General features: G+C 73.7%; 20 protein-coding genes and 1 pseudogene. 9 read left to right on the top strand and 12 right to left on the bottom strand.

The window, feature by feature from the left end; translation table 11 throughout:
- The first annotated feature begins 193 nt into the window (after positions 1 to 193).
- Together ACTEI_RS20015 and ACTEI_RS20010 are read left to right on the top strand one after the other, a co-directional pair.
- Positions 194 to 976 carry an alpha/beta fold hydrolase gene (locus ACTEI_RS20015; RefSeq protein WP_239082459.1) on the top strand — a complete coding sequence of 261 codons (783 nt, stop codon included), beginning with the start codon at positions 194 to 196 and terminating at the stop codon, positions 974 to 976.
- Positions 973 to 1833: an aldo/keto reductase gene (locus ACTEI_RS20010; protein WP_122979044.1), complete on the top strand. Its 861-nt coding sequence runs from the start codon at positions 973 to 975 to the stop codon at positions 1831 to 1833. Before ACTEI_RS20015 ends, ACTEI_RS20010 begins: the two co-directional genes overlap by 4 nt.
- A 184-nt stretch (positions 1834 to 2017) precedes the next feature.
- On the opposite strand, the gene ACTEI_RS20005 is transcribed toward ACTEI_RS20010, so the two are convergent.
- Complete coding sequence (locus ACTEI_RS20005; RefSeq protein WP_122982276.1) at positions 2018 to 2728, bottom strand: histidine phosphatase family protein; 711 nt, start codon at positions 2726 to 2728, stop codon at positions 2018 to 2020.
- A gap of 456 nt (positions 2729 to 3184) precedes the next feature.
- On the opposite strand from ACTEI_RS20005, the gene ACTEI_RS20000 reads away from it, so the two are divergent.
- Positions 3185 to 3547, top strand: a complete 363-nt coding sequence (locus tag ACTEI_RS20000) for a hypothetical protein (RefSeq protein ID WP_145831010.1) — start codon at positions 3185 to 3187, stop codon at positions 3545 to 3547.
- A gap of 44 nt (positions 3548 to 3591) precedes the next feature.
- On the opposite strand, the gene ACTEI_RS19995 is transcribed toward ACTEI_RS20000, so the two are convergent.
- From ACTEI_RS19995 to ACTEI_RS19985, 3 genes are all read right to left on the bottom strand, one after another.
- Complete coding sequence (locus ACTEI_RS19995) at positions 3592 to 4575, bottom strand: arabinan endo-1,5-alpha-L-arabinosidase (protein WP_122979042.1); 984 nt, start codon at positions 4573 to 4575, stop codon at positions 3592 to 3594.
- A 244-nt stretch (positions 4576 to 4819) separates the two neighbouring features.
- The gene (locus ACTEI_RS19990; protein WP_122979041.1) at positions 4820 to 5734 is read right to left on the bottom strand and encodes a universal stress protein; all 915 of its coding nucleotides are present in this window, start codon (positions 5732 to 5734) and stop codon (positions 4820 to 4822) included.
- A gap of 232 nt (positions 5735 to 5966) precedes the next feature.
- A complete protein-coding gene (locus ACTEI_RS19985) occupies positions 5967 to 6998 on the bottom strand; it encodes an enoyl-CoA hydratase/isomerase family protein (RefSeq protein ID WP_122979040.1) in 1032 nt (343 codons plus the stop codon).
- Positions 6999 to 7109: 111 nt separating this feature from the next.
- Here ACTEI_RS19985 and ACTEI_RS19980 point away from each other — a divergent pair, with 111 nt between their 5' ends.
- The 3 genes from ACTEI_RS19980 (at position 7110) to ACTEI_RS19970 (ending at position 9055) form a co-directional block, all read left to right on the top strand.
- The gene (locus tag ACTEI_RS19980) at positions 7110 to 7604 is read left to right on the top strand and encodes an RrF2 family transcriptional regulator (RefSeq protein ID WP_122979039.1); all 495 of its coding nucleotides are present in this window, start codon (positions 7110 to 7112) and stop codon (positions 7602 to 7604) included.
- Positions 7601 to 8056 carry a GyrI-like domain-containing protein gene (locus tag ACTEI_RS19975; RefSeq protein WP_122979038.1) on the top strand — a complete coding sequence of 152 codons (456 nt, stop codon included), beginning with the start codon at positions 7601 to 7603 and terminating at the stop codon, positions 8054 to 8056. Before ACTEI_RS19980 ends, ACTEI_RS19975 begins: the two co-directional genes overlap by 4 nt.
- Positions 8057 to 8134: 78 nt before the next feature.
- Complete coding sequence (locus ACTEI_RS19970) at positions 8135 to 9055, top strand: ATP-binding protein (protein WP_122979037.1); 921 nt, start codon at positions 8135 to 8137, stop codon at positions 9053 to 9055.
- A 34-nt stretch (positions 9056 to 9089) separates the two neighbouring features.
- Here ACTEI_RS19970 and ACTEI_RS19965 read toward each other — a convergent pair whose 3' ends face one another.
- From ACTEI_RS19965 to ACTEI_RS19955, 3 genes are all read right to left on the bottom strand, one after another.
- A complete protein-coding gene (locus tag ACTEI_RS19965) occupies positions 9090 to 11549 on the bottom strand; it encodes a putative bifunctional diguanylate cyclase/phosphodiesterase (protein ID WP_187645951.1) in 2460 nt (819 codons plus the stop codon).
- Positions 11550 to 11683: 134 nt separating this feature from the next.
- On the bottom strand, positions 11684 to 12493 hold the full coding sequence (locus ACTEI_RS19960) for an SAM-dependent methyltransferase (protein WP_122979036.1): 810 nt from the start codon (positions 12491 to 12493) through the stop codon (positions 11684 to 11686).
- A gap of 118 nt (positions 12494 to 12611) precedes the next feature.
- Positions 12612 to 14126, bottom strand: coding sequence for a DUF6461 domain-containing protein (locus ACTEI_RS19955; RefSeq protein WP_122979035.1), 1515 nt, complete (start codon positions 14124 to 14126; stop codon positions 12612 to 12614).
- 143 nt (positions 14127 to 14269) lie between these two features.
- Here ACTEI_RS19955 and ACTEI_RS19950 point away from each other — a divergent pair, with 143 nt between their 5' ends.
- Both ACTEI_RS19950 and ACTEI_RS19945 read left to right on the top strand, forming a co-directional pair.
- Positions 14270 to 14836, top strand: coding sequence for a hypothetical protein (locus ACTEI_RS19950; protein ID WP_145831011.1), 567 nt, complete (start codon positions 14270 to 14272; stop codon positions 14834 to 14836).
- Positions 14837 to 14974: 138 nt separating this feature from the next.
- On the top strand, positions 14975 to 15931 hold the full coding sequence (locus ACTEI_RS19945) for an S-4TM family putative pore-forming effector (protein WP_122979033.1): 957 nt from the start codon (positions 14975 to 14977) through the stop codon (positions 15929 to 15931).
- Between the two features lie 9 nt (positions 15932 to 15940).
- Here the strand turns inward: ACTEI_RS19945 and ACTEI_RS19940 are convergent, their stop codons facing one another.
- From ACTEI_RS19940 to ACTEI_RS19930, 3 genes and pseudogenes are all read right to left on the bottom strand, one after another.
- Complete coding sequence (locus ACTEI_RS19940; RefSeq protein ID WP_122979032.1) at positions 15941 to 17215, bottom strand: hypothetical protein; 1275 nt, start codon at positions 17213 to 17215, stop codon at positions 15941 to 15943.
- Positions 17216 to 17271: 56 nt separating this feature from the next.
- Positions 17272 to 18024: pseudogene (locus ACTEI_RS19935) on the bottom strand (helix-turn-helix domain-containing protein).
- Positions 18025 to 18081: 57 nt separating this feature from the next.
- Positions 18082 to 20571 (bottom strand): DEAD/DEAH box helicase, encoded by a 2490-nt coding sequence (locus ACTEI_RS19930; protein WP_122979031.1) that lies wholly within the window; start codon positions 20569 to 20571, stop codon positions 18082 to 18084.
- A 214-nt stretch (positions 20572 to 20785) separates the two neighbouring features.
- Between ACTEI_RS19930 and ACTEI_RS19925 the strand changes: the two genes are divergently transcribed.
- Complete coding sequence (locus ACTEI_RS19925; protein ID WP_239082399.1) at positions 20786 to 21346, top strand: DUF1707 SHOCT-like domain-containing protein; 561 nt, start codon at positions 20786 to 20788, stop codon at positions 21344 to 21346.
- On the opposite strand, the gene ACTEI_RS19920 is transcribed toward ACTEI_RS19925, so the two are convergent.
- Together ACTEI_RS19920 and ACTEI_RS37170 are read right to left on the bottom strand one after the other, a co-directional pair.
- Positions 21336 to 21689, bottom strand: coding sequence for a BlaI/MecI/CopY family transcriptional regulator (locus ACTEI_RS19920; RefSeq protein WP_239082400.1), 354 nt, complete (start codon positions 21687 to 21689; stop codon positions 21336 to 21338). The genes ACTEI_RS19925 and ACTEI_RS19920 overlap by 11 nt on opposite strands.
- 16 nt (positions 21690 to 21705) lie before the next feature.
- On the bottom strand, positions 21706 to 21855 hold the full coding sequence (locus ACTEI_RS37170) for a hypothetical protein (protein WP_164466028.1): 150 nt from the start codon (positions 21853 to 21855) through the stop codon (positions 21706 to 21708).
- Positions 21856 to 22029: the final 174 nt, after the last annotated feature.

Genomic DNA, 22029 nt, shown 5'->3' with positions numbered 1-22029 from the left:
CCGGCGCGGCAGGGAGGCGCGGCGGTGATGGGTCACGGCGCGGTCGTGGCGCGCGGTAACGAACGGCCATCGGCGCGGTCGTGAACAGCCATCGGCGCGGTAGTGGGGCGCGGTCGTGAACGGCCGTCGCCCCGGCCGCGGGCGGCCACCGGCGCCGTCGTGAACGCCCGGCCGACGACGGTAGGCTCCCCCGGTGACCAGCGTGGTGATGACCGACGACGGATTCCGGCTCGCCGTGCAGGCCAGCGGCCGTGCCGACGGGCCGGTGCTGCTCCTGCTGCCCGGGCAGGCCAATTCGCACACCTGGTGGACCGGCCTGCGCGAGCGCTTCGAGGACCGATTCCACGTGGTCACCTTCGACTACCGCGGCACCGGGGACAGCCGGGGCCCGGTGGCCGACTGGACCACCGCCGGATTCGCGGCCGACGCCGCCGCGGTGCTGACCGCCGTGGGCGGCGGGCCGGCCGCAGTGTACGGCACCTCGATGGGCGGCCGCGTCGCCCAGTTCCTGGCCGCCCGGCATCCCGGGCTGGTCGGGCGCCTGGTGCTGGCCTGCACGTCACCGGGCGGCCGGCACGCCCGGGAACGCGGCTCCGAGGTGCGGCGCGGCCTGGCCGACCCGGACGGCGCGGCCCGGCTGCGCACCCTGCGCGCACTGTTCTACACCGACGCGTGGACCGGCCACAGTCACCTGTTCGGCGATCCCGGGATGACCGCCGAGGAGAGCCGCGCGCATTTGCGCGCCAGCAACCGGCACGACGCCTGGGCCGAGCTGCCGCTGATCCAGGCGCCCACCCTGGTCCTGCACGGCGCCGACGACCGCATGGTCCCGGCGGCGAACGCGCCGCTGCTCGCCGAGCGGATCCCCGGCGCCAGGCTGTACCTTCACGAGGGCGGCCGGCACGGCTTCTTCGACGAGTTCGCCGACGAGATCGTGCCGGTGATCGACGAGTTCCTCGGAGGGGAAGAGCCATGAGCGTCGCCGGCAGCGGCAGTATCGATCTCGGTGGGAAGCGGGTGCACCGGCTCGGGTTCGGTGCGATGCGGATCACCGGGCCGGGCATCTGGGGTCCGCCCAGTGACCACGACGAGGCGATCCGGGTGCTGCGCCGGGCCGCCGAGCTGGGAGTCACCTTCATCGACACCGCCGACTCGTACGGGCCGTACGTCTCGGAGCAGCTGATCCGCGAGGCCCTGCACGACGGCACCGGTTACGGCGACGTGGTGATCGCCACCAAGGGCGGTTTCACCCGTCTCGGCCCGGACAACTGGGTGGCGCTGGGTCGCCGGGAGTACCTGCGCCAGTGCCTGCTGATGTCGCTGCGCCGGCTCGGGGTCGAGCAGATCGACCTGTGGCAGCTGCACCGCATCGACCCGCGTACCCCGCGCGACGAGCAGTTCGCGGAGATCCGGGCGTTCCTCGACGAGGGCCTGGCGAAGCAGGTCGGCCTCTCCGAGGTCAGCGTCGAGGACGTCCGGGCCGCGCAGGACGCCGGCATCCCGGTCGCGTCGGTGCAGAACCGCTACAACCTCGGCGACCGGCGCGCCGAGAAGCTGCTGGACTACTGCACCGAGCAGGGTATCGCGTTCATCCCGTGGGCGCCGGTCGACGCGGGCGCGCTGGCCCGGCCGGGCGGCCCGCTGGACCGGGTGGCGGCCGCGCACCCCGGTGTCACGACCGGCCAGCTCGCCCTGGCCTGGCTGCTGCGCCGCTCGCCGGTCATCGTCCCGATCCCCGGCACGTCGTCGGTCGCGCACCTGGAGGAGAACCTCGCGGCGGCCGACGTCGAGCTGACCGACGAGGAGTTCGACACCCTGTCCCGCGCGGCCTGACCGCGCCGGGCGACCAGGGCTGCCGGCGCGGGCCGTCACCGGCGAGCGTCACCGAACCCGAGGCGCCCCGTGGCGGGCGGCGTGTCCTTTCCGCCGCGGGGGTTCTCTGCGGCACGGCACGGCGTAGGGGCACGTCGCCGGCGCCCGGGCCGGCCGGCCGGCGACCTCCGCCCGGCCGGTCCGGTCACCGGTAGGTGAGCAGCCGCGGCTCGCGCTCGACGTGGGTGTGCTCGTTGAAGGTCGACAGCGACAGCCCGCTGCGGCCGGAGATGATTTTGGTGACGCCGGTGTTGACGGAGACCCGGTTCAGCGCCGCCCACAGCGTCGCCAGGGTCGCGGCGGGCGCGTCCGGCCCGGCGGTGAGCAGCGCGGACGCCATCGCGATCGGGCCGCCGGAGCTGACCGCGACGATGTCGCGGTGCTCGCGCAACCGGTCGCGGGCCGACCGCAGGCTGATGGCGACCCGCGCCCGGAACGAGCCGAACGACTCGGCGTACTCCGCGTCGTGGGCGCCGGACGACCAGCGGGCCGTGGCCGCGTCGAAGACCTCCTGGAACGCCTGCTCGGGGCGCTCGCGGACGTGGAGCTCGGCCATCATGGCGGCGCGGTCGCGGTAGAGCGGCCGGTGGATCTCCACGACGTGCTGGAAGTCGAACTCGTCCCAGCCCGCGTCCACCTCGGCCGGAGCCGGGGCGCCGAGGCCGTCGAGCAGCCCGGCCAGGGTCTCCTGATGCCGCCGCATGGTGCCGCGCAGCACCAGGGTGGGCCGGACGCCCCGGGCGGCGAGCACGCGCCCGAGCGTGCGCGCCTGCTCGTGACCGAGCGCGGAGAGCGCGTCGTAGTCGTCGGCGCCGAAGGACGCCTGACCGTGCCGGACCAGCAGGAGACGGGCCATGATCACCGGATTCTCTCGGGGCGCCCGCGGGCGCCGTCGAACCATTCCTCGTACGGCGGGCAGCGCCGGCCGCGGGCCCGCGCCGGGGATCACCGCGCCCACCGCCCGGACCTGGTCCGCGACCACCTGACGGTATCGGCACTCCTCGCACGGCGCGGTGGTCGCCGCGTTCGAACGGGCGCGACCCCCTGACGGTATCGGCACTCTCGAACGGCGCGCGCCCCTGCCCGGGGGTGAGCGCATCCGGCGAGGACCGCGCGGTGATCCGCCCGACCGGCAACATGCTGCCACGCCGTGGCCGGTCCGGCGTTGACGGCCGTGCATGGGTGGTCCGGCGCGACCGGTGCCGGAAGACGACACCGCCGGAGGTGGCCGGACGGTGGCCGCGCCGATACCGTGGGTGGCCCGGGATCGGCGGTCATCAGCGTATCGGCGGTCATCAGCGTGAGGTGGGAGATGCTGGAAGTCATCGTGGCCGCGTTGGCGGCCGGGGCGAGCGCCGGCGTGTCCGGCACCGCCACCGAGGCCGTCAGCGACAGCTATCAGCTGCTCAAGACGATGATCAGGCAGCGGTTCGGCGGGCGGCCGCAGGCGCGGCAGGCGCTGGAGGCCGACGAGACCGAGCCGGGCACGTGGGCGGCACGGATCGGTGACGACCTGACCGACTCCGGCGCGGCCGACGACCAGCGGATCGTGGCCGTGGCCCGGGAGCTGCTGGAGCTGGCCGGCCCGCAGGGGCGCACGTTCCGGGTGGATCTCTCGCGGGGCCGGGGCGTGCAGATCGGCGACCACAACATCCAGACCAACACGTTCCACTGAGCGCCACGGCGGCCCCGAAAGCGGCCCCGGGACCGCCGCCGGCGTCAGTAGACGTACGGCCAGCCGGAGGAGTCCCAGCCGAGCAGGTTGATGCCGAGCCGGGCGTCGCCCGCGGACGTGTAGTAGTGGTAGACCAGCACGTCGGCGTCGCTGTCGGTGAACACCGCGGGGTGCCCCGGGCCGTGGATGGCGCCGTGCGAGGCCAGGATCTCGGTGCCGCCGCCGGCCGTGGTGAGCGTGCCGGCCCGGTCCCGGTACGGCCCGGTGATCGTCGTCGACCGGGCCACCATGACGCGGTAGGTGCTCGACGCGCCCCGGCAGCAGAAGTCGAACGCCATGAACAGGTAGTAGTACCCGCCGTGCCGGAAGACGAACGGGGCCTCGACGGACTTGCTGTTGTCGAAGCGCTCGGCGATGTTGTGGATGGTGCGGTCGGCGCGTTTGCCGGTCGACGGGTTCAGCTTGACCATCTTGAGGCCGGACCAGAACGACCCGAAGCTCAGCCACCACTCGCCGGACGGGGTGACCGTCAGGTTCGGGTCGATCGCGTTCCAGCCGCTGGTGGCCGTCGACTCGATCACCTTGCCGTAGTCGGTCCAGGTCCCGGCCGCGCCGCTGGTGGAGCCGGCCAGGAAGATCGCCGACTTGCTGGAGCCGAAGCTGGACGCGGCGTAGTACATCAGGTACTTCCCGCCGTGGTAGGAGATGTCCGGCGCCCACAGGTTCGCGCTGCCGCCGGTGTACTCGTCGGCCCAGGCCGTGCCGTTCGGGAACGCCCGGCCGGCGTCGGTGAACCGGGTCCGGTCGGCCGAGGTCTTCAGCGTGATGCCGTCGCCGGTGGCGGCCAGCAGGTAGCCACCGCCGGGCTTCTTCACCATCGTCGGGTCGTGCGCGCCGGTCGAGCCGGTCACCACCCCCGGGTCGGGGTACGTCGCGGCGCCGGCGCCGGGGACGCCGACCGTGCCGGCGGTGATGGTGGCGAGGCCGGTGACGGTGACGAGCAGCAGGGCACGGAAGCGGTGTCGCATGGGGATCGCCTTCCGGTGGGCGGCGGGCCGGTCGGGGACCTCGGCGCCGCCGGGGGACGGGGGCGCCCGGCGGCCGGCGCGGGGGTGGCGCTTGCCGCCGGGCGGGGGATCAGATGGTGGGCACCGGGTGGGCCGCGTGGATGACGGCACCGGAGAGCGCAGTTACCGACGTCGATGCGATTGCCATCATGTTAGCGATCACAACGGAGAAGTCAAGGCGCCCGGTGAACCCGGCGCGTGACGCTCACATCGCCGGGCTCCGCGCCGGTAGCGTTCCCAGGCCCGGGGCGGCGGCCAGCTCGACCGGCCACTGCGGCGGCACCAGCAGCACCGGGCAGAGCCGGTCGTGGCTGCCCGGCTGCCCGGCCGGGCCCCGGATCAGCTCGGTCAGCTCGCCGCGCCCGCCGGTCCCGGCCACCAGCAGCCGCCCCCGCCGCGACGCGCGGGCCAGCGTGTACGGCACCTCGACCTCCGGCACCACCAGCGGCTCGACGGTGACCTGTGGCAGCCGGCAGGACCACACGACCAGCGCGGCCGCCAGCGACTCGGTCACCGCCCGCCGTTCCCCGGCGTCGCCACCGACCGGGAACGGCCGCTCGTCGCGCCGGGACGGCGACCGGTGCCAGGCGCGCACCGCGACGAGATCCGCCCCGGCCAGCGCGGCCTGCACGAACGCGTAGCCCAGCGCGGGCTCGGTGTCGCGGCCGGAGACGCCCACGACGATCGGGCCGCGCATCCCCGTACGTCCCCGGTGGACCAGCAGCGGGCAGGCGCACGCCTGGGCCAGCCCGCGTGCCGTCGAACCCCAGTCCGAGCGGCTCAACTGCCCGTCCCGGTGCCCGATCACGAGCAGCCCGGCGTCCCGGGACGAGTCCGCGAGCGCCTCGGCGGCGACGCCGGCGCGCAGCTCGGTCTCGATGACCAGGGTGGGGTCCAGGCCGGCGGCGTGCCGGGCGGCGAGCGCCAGCAGGCGCCGGCCCTCCGCGACGCCGCGGTGCGCGTCCGCGATCCGGAACCGGCCCCGGTAGCGGCCGGGCCAGACGTGCACTATCCGTAGCCGGGCCGAGCGGCGGACCGCTTCGGCCACGGCCAGGCCGACGGTTGCCGAGCTCGTCGTGGCGCCGTCGACACCGGCCACGACCGTGCGGTGATCTCCCATGACCGTACGTTATGGAGTGATCATGAAGGACCGGCACGGTCCGTGGTCCGGACTGCCCGGGCCGATCCGCCTGCCTCACGTCAGGTCCAGCATGGCCACCGCGACGCTCCGCCGCCGCGGATGGTGACCGGACCGGCCGCGGATCCGGCTCCGCCGGTGGGCGTCGGTGACCGGCCGCCGTCCACGCCGGTATCGGCCGGGCAGCGAAGTCGGTCACCCGTGGCGGGACAACCTACCCGCGCAGGTCGGGGGCGTCGGCGAGCGGGGCGAAGCAGGCGTCGACGAGCTCGCCGGGCACCGCGGCGAGCGTCGCCGGCCGCCAGCGGGGCCGCCGGTCCTTGTCGATGATCTGGGCGCGGATGCCCTCGGCGAGGTCGGGCAGCCGCAGCATCGCGGCCGACAGCCGGTACTCCTGGTCCAGTGCGGCGCCCAGGTCCGGCAGGGTCGCGGCGCTGCGCAGCGAGCGCAGGGTGACGGTCAGCGCGGTGGGCGAGCGGGTGGCGATCTCCTTGGCGGCCGCCTGCGCGCCCGGCTCCGGGTGCCCGGCCAGGCGAGCCACGATGTCGCGTACCGAGTCGCCGCGGTAGCAGTCGTCGATCCAGGCGCGGGCGGTGGCGAACTCGCCCGGCGTGGCGGCGCCGGCGAACGCGGCGACCGCCTCGGCGGCGTCCCGCTCACTCAGCGCGGCGGCCAGCCGCGGCAGGTCCGCGGACGCGACGTGGTGGTCGGCGAGGCCGGCGGCGATGGCGTCGGCGGCGCCGACCGGCGTGCCGGTCAGCGCGAGGTGCGTGCCCAGCTCGCCGGGCGCGTGCGCGAGCAGCCAGGAGCCGCCGACGTCCGGGTGCATGCCGATGCCGACCTCGGGCATCGCCAGCCGGGAGCGTTCGGTCACCACGCGGATCGAGGCGTGCGCGGAGACGCCGATCCCGCCGCCCATCACCAGGCCGTCCATGAAAGCGACGACCGGTTTCGGGTACGCCGCGATAGTCGCGTTCAACCGGTACTCGTCGGCGAAGAAGTCCAGTGCCGCGGTCCCGCCGGAGACCGCGTCCGCGTGGATCGCCCGGATGTCGCCGCCGGCGCACAGGCCGCGCTCGCCCGCCCCGGTGATCAGCACGGTGCGCACCCGGTCGTCGGACGCCCACCCGGCGAGCGCCCGCCGCATGATCGCGACCATCTCGGCGGTGAGCGCGTTGATGGCCTGCGGCCGGTTCAGGGTGATCCGGGCGAGATGCCCGGTGACCCGGGTGACTACGACACTCATGCGACGGCTGGTCCCTTCGGCGATCCGGTGGTCACCCGCAGATCATTACGGCTCGGCGGCGGCAAGTCACGCGATGCGCCGACCGAAAACCCGGATGGTTAGTATCCGGGTATGAGATCGGGCCGGTTGCCGCAGGGCGTGGAGTGGGCGGTGCACGCCTGTCTGGTCCTGGCCCTGCTGCGGCCCGACGAGCAGCTGCCGGCGCAGCGGCTGGCCGAGCTGTTCGACCTGCCCCCGGCCTATCTGGCCAAGGTAATGCAGGACCTCGCCGTCGCCGGGGTGGTCGTCTCGGCGTCCGGCCGGCACGGTGGCTACCGGCTCGCCGCGGCGCCGGGCGAGCTCACGGTCGGCCGGGTGGTGCGCGCCACCGGGCTGGCCGAGGCGCTGTTCGTCTGCACCGAGATTCGCGGGCGCGGCCCGTGCGCCGCCACCCCCGAGCAGTGCCGGACGCCCTGTGCCGTCGCGACGGTCATGCGCCGCGCCGAGATGGCGTACCTCGAAGTGCTCGACGCCGTCAGCCTCGCCGACCTGCCCGTGCCGGGCGGCCGCGCCGCCGCCGAGCAGTGGCTGACCGCGCACGTCCATCGCGTCAAGGAGAGATCGTGACACCTGTCGACCGGGCCGAGGTGCTCGTCGCCGGATATGCCCTGCGCACCACCACCAACGCCGCCGAGGCCGATCCGGCGACCGCCGGACTGCCCGGCCTGTGGCGGCGGGCCCTCGACCCGGACGCCTTCACCCGGGTCACGGGCCGCCTCGACGACCGGATGTACGCGGTGCTCACCGACTACGAGTCGGATCACCGCGGCGCGTACACACAGGTCGTCGGTGTCGCGGTCGGCGACCCGGGCGGCGCCGGCGGGCTGACCGTGGTGCGGGTGCCGGCCGCGCGCTGCCTGCTGCGGACCGTGCGTGGCCCGATGCCGCGGGCTCTGATCACCGCCTGGCAGGACATCTGGCGGCACACCGACGCCGGCGCCGAGCCGGCCCGGGCGTTCACCACCGATCTGGAGGTGCACCACGCCGGTGGCGCCGACATCTACCTGGCGGTCCACTGACCCTCTTGGGAACGGTTTTCGTTACGAAAAGGCGTGTTCCGCTTGCCGGTGTCCGCCCGCGTCACTAGCTTCTCGGTAATGAAAATCGCTTTCACCGGCAAGGGCGGCAGTGGCAAGAGCACCCTGGCCGCGCTGTTCGTCGGATACCTGCGGACCACCGGCCACCGGGTGCTGGCCATCGACGCCGACGTCAACGTGCACCTCGCACCGCTGCTCGGAGTGACCGCCGACCGGCGTGCGGCGCTGTCGCACCCGGACAACGCGGCCGCCGTGCGCCGCCACCTGCTGGGCGCGAACACGCTGGTCGGCGGGGTCGAGCGGTTCGTCGCCACCACCCCGCCCGGGCCCGGTTCCCGGCTGGTCACCCTGGACGCCGCCGACCCGGTGCTGGCCGGCCACGGGGTGGCGCTCGACGAGCGTACCCACGTGATGCACGTCGGCACCTACGAGCCGGAGGACATCGGCGGCGGCTGCTACCACGGCCACCTGGCCATCCTGGAGAACCTGCTGTCACATCTGCGCCCGGCGCCCGGCGACTGGGTGGTCTGCGACATGGTGGCCGGCACCGACGCGTTCGCCAACTCGCTGCACGCCCAGTTCGACGCGATCGTCGTGGTGGTCGAGCCCACCCCGGAGTCGGTCACCGTGGCCCGCCGTTACCGCGAACTGGCCACCGCGGCCGGGGTCGCGGACCTGCTGGTCACGGTCGGCAACAAGGTCGTCGACGAGACCGACGCCGACTACCTGCGCCGGGAGCTGCGCGCCGAGCCGCTGGCCGTGGTGCCGGCGCAGGCCGGTCTGCGCCGGGCGCGGCAGGCCGGGCGCTGCCCGCTGCCGGAGGACCTCGACGACGTGACCGCGCTGCGGGCCATCGCCGGGCACGTACGTCCGGTGGAGGCGACCCGGCGCGCCACCCGCCTGCGGGAGCTGCACCTCAAGCTGGCCGGGAAGGACTGGGTGCGCAGCGCGTACGGCGACGTCACCGGCCAGGTCGTCTGACCCCGCGACGGTACCGGCGCGCCGCCGCCCGGTGTCAGGCGCCGACCGGCGTGGCTGTCGCGCCGACGGCCGTGGCCGCCGGACCGACCGGCGTGGCCGTCGCGCCGACGGCCGTGGCCGCTGGACCGATCGGCGTGGCCGTCGCGCCGACCGCCGTGGCCGCTGGACCGATCGGCGTGGCCGTCGCGCCGACCGGCGTGGCCGCCCGGCCGACCGGCGTGGCCGCCGCGTGCCGGGCCGTGTACGACCGGCTGGAGTAGTCGATCAGCCACCGGTCGAACTCCTCGGCCGGCATCGGCCGCGCGTAGTGGTAGCCCTGCGCCACGTCGCAGCCGAGGGCCCGCAGCGCGGCGACCGCGGCGTCGTCCTCGACGCCCTCGGCGACCACCGACAGGCCCAGGTTGTGCCCGAGCGTGATCGCGGTACGTACCAGCACCGCGTCGCCGTGGCTGTTCGCCATCGCCTGCACGAACGACTTGTCGATCTTCAATTCGTCGACCGGGAAACGCTGCAGGTACGTCATCGACGAGTGCCCGGTGCCGAAGTCGTCGATGGACAGGCTGACGCCGGCCGACCGCAGGGTGCGCAGCACGGCCAGGGCCCGGTCCGGGTCGGTCATCACCATGCTCTCGGTGATCTCCAGCTTGAGCAGCGAGACCGGCAGGCCGACCCGGTGCAGCAGGTCGAACACCTGGTCGGCGAAGCCCGCGTCGAGCAGGCACCGGGTGGACAGGTTGACCGCGACCGGGATCGGGGTGCCCTGGTCCGCCCACGCCTTGGCCTGACGTACCGCGAGGTCCAGCACGTGCGCGGTCAGCGGGCGGATCAGGCTGGTCGACTCGGCCATCGGGATGAACGCGTCCGGCGCCACCCGGCCCAGCCGCGGATGCTGCCAGCGGATCAGCGCCTCGACCCCGGTCACCCGGCCGCCGGCCAGGTCGATCTTCGGCTGGTAGTGCAGGGTCAGCTGATCGTCGGCGCCGATCGCGCGCCGCAGCTCGCCGAGCAGCTCCAGCCGGTGGGCGGCGTTGGTGTCGTGCGCCGGGTCGTACTGCTGCACCGTGCTGGCCTGCTCCCGGGCCAGGTGCAGGGCGGCGTCGGCGTGCCGCAGCAGGGTCTCGGCGTCGGCGCCGTGGCCGGGAGCGGCCGCCAGGCCGGCGTTGGCCTCCACGTCCAGCTGGAAGTCGTCGATCAGGAAGGTGTGGTGCAGTGCGGCCAGCAGCCGGTCGGCCACGGCGCGGGCGCTGTCCTCGTTCTCGCCGGGCAGCAGCACGGCGAAGTCGTCGGCGCCGATCCGGGCGACCGTGGCGCCGGCCGGCGCGACCTGCGACAGCCGCTGCGCGACCTGGATCAGCAGCAGGTCGCCGTGGCGGTGCCCGAGCACGTCGTTGACGTTCCGGAACCCCTGCAGGTTGACGATCAGCGCGGCGGCGGGCCGGCCGCCGCGCAGGGCGGCCCCGGTACGCTCGGTGAACAGTGCCCGGTTCGGCAGGCCGGTGAGCGCGTCGTGGGTCGCCGCCCGGCGCACCGAGCGCATGTGCCCGCGCCAGCTCAACCCGGACACCAGGATGGTCAGCAGGGCGGCGGCCAGCAGCGCCAGCGAGCCGACGCTCAGCCCCCCGGTCCAGCCGAGGCCGTAGGCGGGGGCGGACACCGCGACGTACCAGTCGTTGGCGTTGTTGGTGGCCTCCGGCAGGCGCTGGAACGCCACCCGCCGATCGCCGAGCGTCGCCACCCCGCTCAGCGCGCCGCCCACCGTCAGCGGGATGAAGCTGCGGTCGTCGTTGCCGTCGGTGCTCGTCGCCGTCCGGGAGTCGACCAGCACCCGGCCCGTGCCGGTGTCGATGATCGACGCCGCCCGGCCGCCGGTCGCCTCGATCCGGAAGCTGTCCAGCGCGGTCTCGAAGTGCACGATGCCGGTGTGCCCGGCCGCCGACACGACGATCGAGTTGGCGATGACCGCGGTGTGGGTGTCCGGCGACTCGTACGCCCGGGTCTGGTAGACGCGCTCCGGGCCGAGCGCCAGCGTCGGGGCGAAGTAGGAGCTGCGGTACTCGGTGTCGCGCAGCTGTGCCGGCGGGACCGGCAGGCCGTCGTCGATCCGGGCGATCTGCACGCCGTCGCGGTCGACGAAGCACACCTCGCCGATCCGGTCCGGATACAGCTGCTCCAGGTACGCCAGGGCGTCATTGACCCGCTCCAGCAGCGGACCCCCGGCGGCGATCTTCTCCGCGGTGGTGCCCGGCGCCTGGAAGAAGTCGATGAAGACCGGGCTGTCGGCGAGTACCTCGGCGATGGCGCGGGACTGGGCGAAGTAGTTCTTCACCGCCGCGACCTGCTGTTCCAGGGCGAGGCCGAGGGCGTGGTCCTGTGCCGAGACCTGTTTGTCCCGGGCCGCCAGCACACTGGTGAACACGCTGAGCACCAGCACCAGGAGTCCGGCGACCAACCCGGCGCCGCGCGCATGGCGGGCTATCGCCGACCGGTTGACCATCGTCCTCCTCTCACCGGCTCCACGGGGCACCATGCCGGTGATCGACCGCGCGGGGGCGGTCCTGAGCGTTCTGGACGCCGCGGCCGTGGTCCGGGCCGGTCACCGCGCCGTTCGCGCGTCGCCGGCCGCGGGCGTCACCGCACCCGGCCGACGATCGCGTTGAACGCCACGTCCTCGATCGCCGGCCGGGGCTGGGAGGCCTCCTCCGGCCACCACCGGGCCACCGACTGCACGCCCGGCTCCAGCAGCTCCAGCCGGCGGAACAGATGCCCGAGCTGCTCGCCGGTACGCGCCCGGAACCGCCCGTCGCCGTTGGCCGCCTCCAGCTTCTCGATCGCCTCGGCCGAGAGGTACTCCCAGGTCGAGTGCGAGGCGACCACGTAGCTGCCCGGCGGCAACGCGTCGACGATCGTGTCGACCACGCCCTGCGGGTCCTCGTCGTCGCGGACGAAGTGCAGCACCGCCACCAGCATCACCGCGATCGGCCGGGTGAAGTCGAGGGTCGCGCGCACCTCGGCGTCGTCCAGGATGCCGCGCGGCTCGCGCAGGTCCGCGTCGATGTAGGCGGTCGTCCCCTGCGGGGTGCTGGTCAGCAGCGCCCGGGCGTGGGCCAGCACGATCGGGTCGTTGTCGACGTACACGATCCGGGCGGCCGGGTCGATCCGCTGGGCCACCTCGTGGGTGTTGTCGGCCGACGGGATGCCGGTGCCGATGTCCAGGAACTGCCGGATGCCCTGCCGCGCCAGAAACGTCACCGCGCGTTGCAGGAACTCGCGGTTCTCCCTCGCGGCCAGCCGGATGGTCGGCATGGCCCGCTCGATCGCCTCGGCCGACGCCCGGTCGGCGGCGAAGTTGTCCTTCCCGCCGAGCAGATAGTTGTAGCGCCGGGCGGGGTGCGCCACCGTGGTGTCGATCCGGTCCAGTGCGTGCCGCCGGTCAGCCACCGACGCCTCCTGTAGGTCAGCCGAACATCCGCACGCATCGTAGTACCCGCCGGACGGTCCTCAGCGGACCCGGCCGATGTGGTGATCTTCGATGGCGGTGCGCGGGTGGACGGTCGGCTCAGCCGAAGCGGGCGCGCAGCTCATTCACCAGGTCCTCGGCGAGACTGTCGAAGGTGGCCAGGGCGGTGGTGAACGTGTCGGCCAGGGCCCGGGCCGGATCCGGGTCGGTGGTGTTGAAGATGGTGATCACCGCCATCGGCGCCCGATCGATGCGCTCGCGCAGTTCGGCGCGCTGCCGTTCGGACAGCCGGTCGCCGATCTGGTCCAGCGGCAGGCCGGTGGCCGCGGTCACCAGGGCGGCCGCGGAGATCAGCCGGAACACCGCGCGCCGGTCCGGGAACGGCAGCGGGTCGCCGCGATCGAGCGCCTCCAGCGCCGGACGGGCCCACTCCAGCGTGTCCAGCCCGGCCACCTCGAACGCCCGGCGGGCCAACCAGCGGCTCACGGCCCGCTGCTTCTCCGGCGTCCAGCCGGCGAACTGGCGGGCCAGCACCGGGTAGCGCAGGTGGGCTTCCGGCGCCGGGACGGCCGTCGCGGCCGGCGGCGGGACCGGCGCGGGCGCCGGCCGGCGGACCTCGCCGATCGCGCGCAACGCGCATCGCCGCAGCACGACCGCCTGCAGGCTGCGGTCGCTGTCCTGCACGGCGTACGCGGTCGCGAACCGCTCCGCCGGATCGTCGCCGGGAAACGCCGCGGCCGCGATGTCCTGCACCGCGTTCATCGCCTGCAGGTCCCCGGCGAGCCGCTCGTGCAGCTCACGCAGGCGCGGGCGCAGGTGTGGGCCGGGCTCCCGGGCGGCGTCCAGGGCGGCCAGCAGTTCGCGGATCACCGGCTCGCCGGCCAGCCCGGCGTCCTCGGCGATCAGCCGGGCCCGGAACGCCGCCATCGCCGGCAGGTTCTCCATGGTCGGGGCGGCCAGCATCCGCCGCACGAACGGGTGCTCCAGCGCGGCCAGGCCGCGCCCGCCCTCCGGCACGAGATCGTCCGGCACGAGCGTCAGCAGCACGCCGGGCAGATCCCGCTCCATCAGGTCGGCCGGCAGCCGGACGCCGGTGATCCGCTCGACCAGGGCCAGCCCGGCGGCCTCCGGGATGATGTCGTCGGCATAGCCGAACGGCAGGTCCGCCACGTGCTCGTCGAAGAGGCCGGGGTCCTCGCCGGAACGCCGCTGCGGGCGCAGGTGGTCGAGCACCACCCGGACCCGGTCGCCGCTGACGTAGGTGAACTCGCTGCGCCCGGTGACGTCGCGGAACACGCTGGCCGCCACCCCGTCGCCGGCCGCGGCCGCCCGGCGCAGCACCTCCGGGCGGTTGCCCTGGCATCCGTTGACCTCGATGCCCACCCGCCAGTCGCCGAGCGCGGCGACGACCAGGGTGGCGGGCTCCGCGCCGTACCGGAAACCGTCGAGTGTCTGGGCGAGCTGCGCCTGCGACATCAGCGCCGCCGGGTCGCCGCCGAACGCGGTGATCAGCGCGGCGTCGTCGAGGCCCCGGACGAAGGTGAGGCAGAACGCCTCGCTCCACTCCGCGTCCACCAGCATCCGGTCGTAGTACTCCGCCGCCTCGTCACCCACAGGGTCACCGTACGACCCGGCGCGGTGTGCCGGAGTCGAATCGATCAGCCGCCGTCGCGCCGCGTCCGGTCCCCCTATCGGTGGCACCGCTGTTCGCCTTTCGGTGAATAGGCAGGTCAATCCGGGCATGACAGCCTTTCCCGGTGACCGTACGCCGGATGTCGCCCGCCGAGGTCCTCGCCACCTACCGGCCCGCGTTCGGCGGGCCGGGGTGGAAGCGCGCGATCCGCGGCCTGCTCGCCGACCCCGGCAGCGCCCAGCGCGTCGAGCTGCTGCGTGTCGAGCTGGTGCGGCACGGTGGTTTCGCCGAGCCGATCGTGGTGGAGCCGGCGCGGCGGGAGATTCTCGACGGCATGCACCGGATCGCCGCCGCCGTGCTGAGCGAGCACGACACCCTGGAGGTCGCCGACTCGTACGCGGATCTGCCGGACAGGCGCCGGGTGCAGGTCGTGCTCGGGGCCGGGACGGCGGTCGGCTCGTGGGCGGTCGACCGGGTGGCCGGGGCGTTGCGGTCGTTCCCGTTCGCCGGCGGCTGGACCACGTGTGCCGGGCTGTTCCCCGGCGAGCGGGAGATCGTCGGATGGTGGCACTGCCCGGCCGGGCGGGACGAGGCGCTGGGGGCGGAGCTGATCGGCCGGGCGGCCCGGGCCGGAGTCCGGCTGACCCTCGGACCGATCACCGCCATCGACGACTCCGATGACCAAGGGTAGCTGAAGCACTACCCTGTGTGCTGTACGCATCATCGCATTCTGTAACAGTGATACCTAAGCCGTGACGTGCAGGTATAGACGATTGTCCGGGCGTTTGGGGACAATGGTGGGTATCCCCCATTCGTGGCGGTGACAGCCATGTCCGACCGTAAACCGTCGGTGCGCCAGCGACCCATCGATCCCACCCTCAGTCACTTCCTCCGCGCGACCGCCGTCTCGCACGTGCGGGTCCGCCGCCTCGTCGCCCTCCGGGTGATCATCTCGGCCGTGCTCGCCGTGGCCGGCCTGCTCACGGTCTCCGGGGGTGCGCTCGCCACCAAGCCGCTGAGCGTCACCATCGCCGTCGTCGGCGTGCTGTGGGCGCTCGCCTACTCGCTCGGGCTGGCCTCCTGGGCGGACCGCGAGCTGCGCCGGGCCGCGCTGCTGCAGGAGGCCTTCGAGGTACGTTTCTTCCACCTGCCGTGGAACTGCGTCCTGGCCGGCGAGGAGGTGTCGCCGGAGGACGTCCGGCACATCAGCAGCCGGTACCGCGGGGACCCGCCGCCGGACTTCTACGACATGCCGAACCTGCCCCGGCCGTTCGACGTGCTGGTCCGCCAGCAGCAGAATCTGGCCTGGGGTGGCCGGGTCCGCCACCGGTACGCCCAGGCCGTCATGCTGGCGATGCTCGGCTGGGCGGCGCTCGGCCTGTTCACCGGCATGATCCGCAACTCGACGATCACCGACCTGTTCGTCCAGTGGTGCGTGCCCTCGCTGGGCATGTTCCTGCTCGGCTGGGACACCTTCCGGGAACAGCGCAACGTGGCCGCCGAGCGGATCCGGGTCCGCGCCCACTCCCGCGCCCGGTGCCTGCAACTGGCCAAGGGCAACCTCGACCCGGAGGTGCACCGGGAGCTGTGCCAGATGGCCCGGCAGGTGCAGGACCAGCTGTTCCTCTCCCGGCGTCGGGCGCCGCGCGTGCCGTCCTGGTTCTTCCGGCGCTACTACACCCAGGACAGCAGCGACTTCACCGCCGGTCTGGCCGAGTCCCGCAACACCCTGCTGGCCGCCGGGCTGCACGTCCGGGCGAGCCGGACCCGCTCCGAACGCCCCTGACCACCGCGCTCAGCCGGGCCGCTCCTCGTCGGGCAGCGTCGACCAGGCCGGCCCGGCCAGCAGCACCACCCCCGCCGGGTCCTCGATCCGGAACCGGTACGGACCCTCGTCGATCTCGGACGTCTGGACCACGGGTGTGGTGAACGCGTCGAGCACGAGGATCCCGGGTCCGGTGTCCCGGAGCCGGCGGTCCACCAGATCGTGCACCCGCTCGACGAACCACGACCGGCCCTCCGCCGAGAACGGCGGCAGATCGGTGGCCAGCGCCAGCCCTTCGGCGACCTCCGCGTGGACGGCACGCAGGCTGATGTCCGCGCCGACCGGGATGTCGCTCAGCCCGACCGCGAGCTGCAGCAGGGGCATCTCCAGCAGGCGCGTCCCCGGCGCGCCGGGGACCGGCCGGGCAGCCGCGCCGGGCCCGGCCAGCGCCGATTCCAGCAGCAGGCGGCGCAGCAGCATGTCCACCACGAGGTCGCGCGCGCTCGGCGCCGGTTGCCAGCCGCTGAGCGGCCACGCGGACGGCTCCGCCAGCGGCACGTGCCCGGGCGGCGTCGCGTACTCCAGCACCAGATGCAGCAGGGGGGACGCGGCCGTCGAGATCAGCGCCAGGCCGTGCGGCGTCGGATAGCCGCGCTCCGCCGCCGCCGTCAGCTGAGCCCAGGCGCGGCGGCGGGTGCCCGGCTTGATCGCGAAACCGAGCACGCTGGCCTTGGCCTCGATCAGCCACGGGTGGTGCGACGCGCCCCACCGCCGGCTGAACAGGTCGGCGCTCTTCTGGTTCGGCCTGCCGCGGACCGGATGATCGGTGCCGAACAGCAGGTCCACGTGCCGGGTCTGGGCACCGCCGAGCTGGTAGTGCCAGAGCCAGTTGGCCAGGGTCATGCCCAGCCGGTAACCGGCTGCCCGGACCTCCGTCGGATCGGCCGCGGTGGCCACCCAGCAGCTGGGGCGCAGCACCGGCGCCCCGTCCGGGTCCAGCGACCGCCCCAGCGTGCTGGTCACCGTGTGCAGGCGGGCCATCAGCTCCGAGACGGCGAAGGAACTGTGGAACACCGCGGGGACCGGCAGGGGTCCGCCGGTGGTGACGGCCGCGTGCAGCAGCGTGCGCCAGCACGTCGCCACCCGCGGGACGCCGCCGACCGGCGCGGCCACGGAACCGGGCGTCTCCAGCTCGTCCCGGCCGGGCCAGGGGGCCGGAGCGGGATCCTCCCTGCGGTGCATCGCGACCGGGATGCTCAGGAAGTCACCGGGGCGAGCGGGTGTTGCGGTCTCGGGCTGGGTCATGTCCGGTTCCTGGCCGACGGGACGCTCGGGTGCGGTCCACCATCATGCCGCGCCCCTCAGCCGATCCGCAGGCGTTCGCACAGCCCGCGCAGCTCGCTGCCGCCAGCCGCGCGCCGGGAGCGCTCCAGCAACCCCCGCGCGCTCTCGCGGACCAGCGGCGACGTGTGCACGTGCTGCGGGGCGACGCGCTCGGCGGTGAGCAGGAACCGCACCGCCTCGCGATCCCGGCCGCGCAGACGGGCCAGCGCCCGCGCGGTGTCGGCGTAGTAGAAGACCTGACGGAACCCGAGCGGCAGGGCCGCCGTCGGCCTCGATGCCGATCCGCCAGATGTCCACGTTCGTCGGCCCGAAGAACAGCCCCAGCGCGGTGGTCTCCCCGGTACGCCGGGCCAGCGCGCCCGCCTCGGCGGCCCAGGCGCGGCTGGCGTCCAGGCGCCGGCGGCCCCGGCTGGCGTACGCGCAGAGCAGCTGCAACGAGCCGATCACCGCGGCGGCGCCGGGGCCGGCAGGTCCAGATCGACCAGGGCCCGGCGGATGCCGTGCACGGCGGCGTGCGCGGCGACCGCGTCCCGGTCGCCGGCCGGCACCTCGGCGCCGGCCAGCTCGGCCGGGGAACACTCCAGGGCGCATGCCAGGTCGGCCAGCATGAACCGGTTGTCGGCCGCTTGCAGGCCGCGCTCGATGCGGCTCCAGGTGGCGTGCGAGACCCCGGCGCGGCTGGCGGCGAACCGGATGCTCCACCCGCGGCGCAGGCGGCGGTCCCGGATCCGGCCCCCGATGCCGGGGTCGGCGGTGGGTCGAGGCGTCATGCCGCGACGGTAGGCCCGGCACGCGCCCCCGGTGGTACATGCCGGTACCGGTGGTCGCTAGTGCGGGCCGACCGCCAGGATGGTGATGGCGGCGCCGCCGATCTCGTCGGACTCGGCCAGGTCGACGGTGGCGTCGATGCCCCAGTCGTGGTCACCGGCCGGGTCCTCGAAGACCTGCCGGATCGTCCACACCGCCGGGCCGGTCTCGATCTGCAGCAGCGCCGGACCGCGCGCCGACGGGCCGGTGCCCAGCTCGTCGTACTCGTCGAAGTAGTCGTCGATCGCCTTGCGCCAACGCTCGGCGGTCCAGCCGGACGTCTCGCCGTCCAGCTCGCCGAGCTCGTCGTAGCGGCCCAGCGCGGCCAGCTCGACGCGGCGGAACATGGCGTTGCGGACCAGCACCTTGAACGCCCGGACGTTGCGGGTGACCGCGGGCGGCTTGTCGTCGATGCGGACCTCCTCGACCACCGCGCCCGGGTTGCGCAGCCGCTCCCACTCGTCGAGCAGGCTGGAGTCCACCTGCCGGACCAGCTCGCCGAGCCACTCGATCAGGTCGCCCAGCTCCTCGGTGCGCGCGTCCTCGGGCACCGTCTGGCGCAGCGCGCGGTAGGCGTCGGCGAGGTAGCGCAGGACCAGGCCCTCGGAGCGGGACAGGCCGTAGAACGAGACGTACTCGGTGAAGGTCATCGCCCGCTCGTACATGTCGCGGACCACGGACTTCGGCTTGATCTCGTAGTCGCCGACCCACGGGTGCCCGCGCCGGTACGTCTCGTACGCCGCCTCCAGCAGCTCGCGCAGCGGCTGCGGCCAGGTCACCTCCTCCAGCAGCTCCATCCGCTGCTCGTACTCGATGCCCTCGGCCTTCATCGCGTTGACCGCCTCGCCGCGCGCCTTCTGCCGCTGCGCCGAGACCACCTGGCGCGGGTCCTCCAGCGTCGACTCGATCACCGAGACGACGTCGAGCGGGTACTCCGGCGACCCGGAGTCCAGCAGCTCCAGGCAGGCCAGCGCGAACGGCGACAGCGCCTGGTTCAGCGCGAAGTCCAGCTGCAGGTCGTCGACCAGCTTGTAGACGCCCTGCTCGGTGCGCTCGATGACGCCGCCGGCGATCAGCGCGCGGGCGATCGCGATGGCCCGGCGGATGTGCCGGCGCTGCGCGGCCGGGTCCTCGTGGTTGTCGGTGAGCAGGTGCCGCATCGCCTGGAACGGGTCGCCGCCGCGGGCGATCACGTTCAGCAGCATGGCGTGCGAGACCTGGAACGACGAGGTCAGCGGCTCCGGCTCGGCGTCGACGAGCCGGTCGAAGGTCGGCCGGCCCCAGCCGATCTGCCCCTCCGGGGGCTTCTTGCGTACGACCTTGCGCCGCTTCTTCGGATCGTCACCGGCCTTGGCCAGGGCCCGCTCGTTGTCGATCACGTGTTCCGGGGCCTGCACGATCACGGTGCCGATGGTGTCGTACCCGGCCCGGCCGGCCCGCCCGGCGATCTGGTGGAACTCACGGGCCTTGAGCAGCCGGGTCTTCACCCCGTCGTACTTCGACAGGCCGGTGAACAGCACGGTGCGGATCGGTACGTTGATGCCCACGCCGAGCGTGTCGGTCCCGCAGATCACCTTGAGCAGCCCGGCCTGGGCCAGCGTCTCCACCAGGCGGCGGTACTTCGGCAGCATCCCCGCGTGGTGCACGCCGATGCCGTGCCGGACCAGGCGCGACAGCGTACGCCCGAAACCGGCGGTGAACCGGAACCCGCCGATCGCCGCGGCGATGGCGTCCTTCTCCGCCCGGGTGCTCATGTTGATGCTCATCAGCGACTGGGCGCGTTCCAGAGCGGCGGCCTGGGTGAAGTGCACGATGTAGACCGGCGCCTGCTTGGTGGCGAGCAGCTCCTCGATCGTCTCGTGCAGCGGTGTCATCGCGTACTCGAAGATCAGCGGGACGGGCCGCTCGGCGTTGCTGACCACCGAGGTGGCCCGCCCGGTACGCCGGGTCAGGTCGTCGACGAACCGGGTGGTGTCGCCCAGCGTGGCCGACATCAGCAGGAACTGCGCCTGCGGCAGCTCGATCAGCGGGATCTGCCACGCCCAGCCGCGGTCCGGCTCGGAGTAGAAGTGGAACTCGTCCATCACCACCTGGCCGACGTCCGCGTCGGCGCCCTCGCGCAGCGCCAGGTTGGCCAGCACCTCGGCGGTGCAGCAGATGATCGGCGCGTCCGCGTTGACGCTGGCGTCACCGGTCAGCATGCCGACGTGGTGCGCGCCGAAGATCTCGCAGAGCGCGAAGAACTTCTCGCTGACCAGCGCCTTGATCGGCGCGGTGTAGAAGGTGGTGCGGCCGTCGGCCAGCGCGGCGAAGTGCGCGCCCGCGGCGACCAGGCTCTTGCCCGAGCCGGTCGGGGTGTTCAGGATGACGTTGGAGCCGGTCGCGATCTCGATGAGGGCCTCCTCCTGATGCGGATAGAGGGTCAGCCCCTGTTCCGCCACCCAGGTCTGGAAGGCATCGAAGACGGCGTCGGGTTCGGCGGTGCCGGGAAGGCGATCGGTCAGCGTCATGATCCTGCAAGTTTGTCAGCTCGTCCGGGACGCCGCGTAACGGGGACCGGCCAGGCCACCTGCGATGCTGACCACAGCGGCGAGGGCGGCGAGGGTTGCTCCGATGCGTGCCCGCACGTCCGGTTCCCCGGTTCGGGGCCGCCGACCGTGCCGGTCCCGCAACCGCCCCGCCCGCTCGCCGGGGCGGTTGCGGCGGATGGCTAGGGTCTGTGCCGTGGGACTTCCTGTGCCGGCGCCGATCTCCGACGGCGACCGTGAACGCGTGGCCGAGCTGCTGCAGCGAGCCTGCGGCGAGGGCCGGCTGACCCTGGAGGAGTTCAGCGCCCGGGTGGGGGCGGTGTGGGCCGCCGAGAACGACGTCGAGCTGGCCGCCGCCACCCACGGCCTGGCCGCCCAGCCGATCGTCGGCTCGGCCACCACGGTCGACAAGGTGATCACGGTGTTCAGCCAGACCCGCCGGCGCGGTCGCTGGCGCCTGCGCGACCGCACCGTCCGGGCGCACACCGTCTTCGGCTCCACCGAGCTGGACCTGCGCGCCGTGCTGACCGGCGAGCACGTCATCGAGATCAGCGGCAGCTGCTGGTTCGGCGAGCTGACCGTGATCGTCCCGGAGGGTGTCGAGGTCGATCTGACCGGGACGAACGCGTTCAGCTCGCACGAGATGAAACTCGCCCCGGTGCCACGGCTGCCCGGCACCCCGGAGGTGCGGGTGCGGATCAACGCCTGGTTCTCCTCCGTCTCGGTGGTCTCCCAGCCGCCCGCGATCACTCGCTGAGCAGGTCCCGCAGCAGGCGCTCGTCGTCGGCGTCCAGGTTGCCGACGAAGCGGCGCAGCACCGAGGCGCGATCGGCCTCGACGGCGAGCAGGCGGGTCATCCGGTCGGCGATCAGGCCGGCCGGGCCGTCCGGGGCTCCGTACCGGAAAGCCCGGCCCGCCCGGTGCCGGGACGCCGAGCCCTTCTCGTGCAGCCGGGTGAGGGTGGTGACCACGGTGCTGTACGACAGCTCACCGGACGGGTCCAGCCGATCACGGACCTCGCCGGGAGTCAGTGGCCGGCCGGCCTCGCCCAGCACCGTCATGATCTCCGCCTCCAACTGGCCGGGCCGCCGTCTGCTCACGCGGTGACTGTATCGATCACCGGCCCCGGGCCGGGAGCACGGCCCGGATGGTGAACGTGACCCGGATGGTGAACGTGACCCGGATGGTGAACGTGACCTGGATCGGGAGCACGGCCCGGATCGTGAACGTGACCCGGATGGTGAACGTGACCCGGATCGGGAGCACGGCCCGGATCGTGCGGGGGGCCGCCGCGCGGGTCGTCAGCCCGGCGCCACGGGATCGCGGGCCCGGAGCGCCGCGCCACCGATCGTTACCGGCTCGTGTCGATCACCGGGTTTGCCGCATCGAGCCGGGGGAATGATCGCGGCGCTTTGCTGATCTTCTGGCCGGGGGAGGCCC

This window comes from Actinoplanes teichomyceticus ATCC 31121 (genome assembly GCF_003711105.1).
Classification (GTDB): domain Bacteria; phylum Actinomycetota; class Actinomycetes; order Mycobacteriales; family Micromonosporaceae; genus Actinoplanes; species Actinoplanes teichomyceticus.
This window is presented reverse-complemented; position numbering and strand designations above follow the sequence as displayed.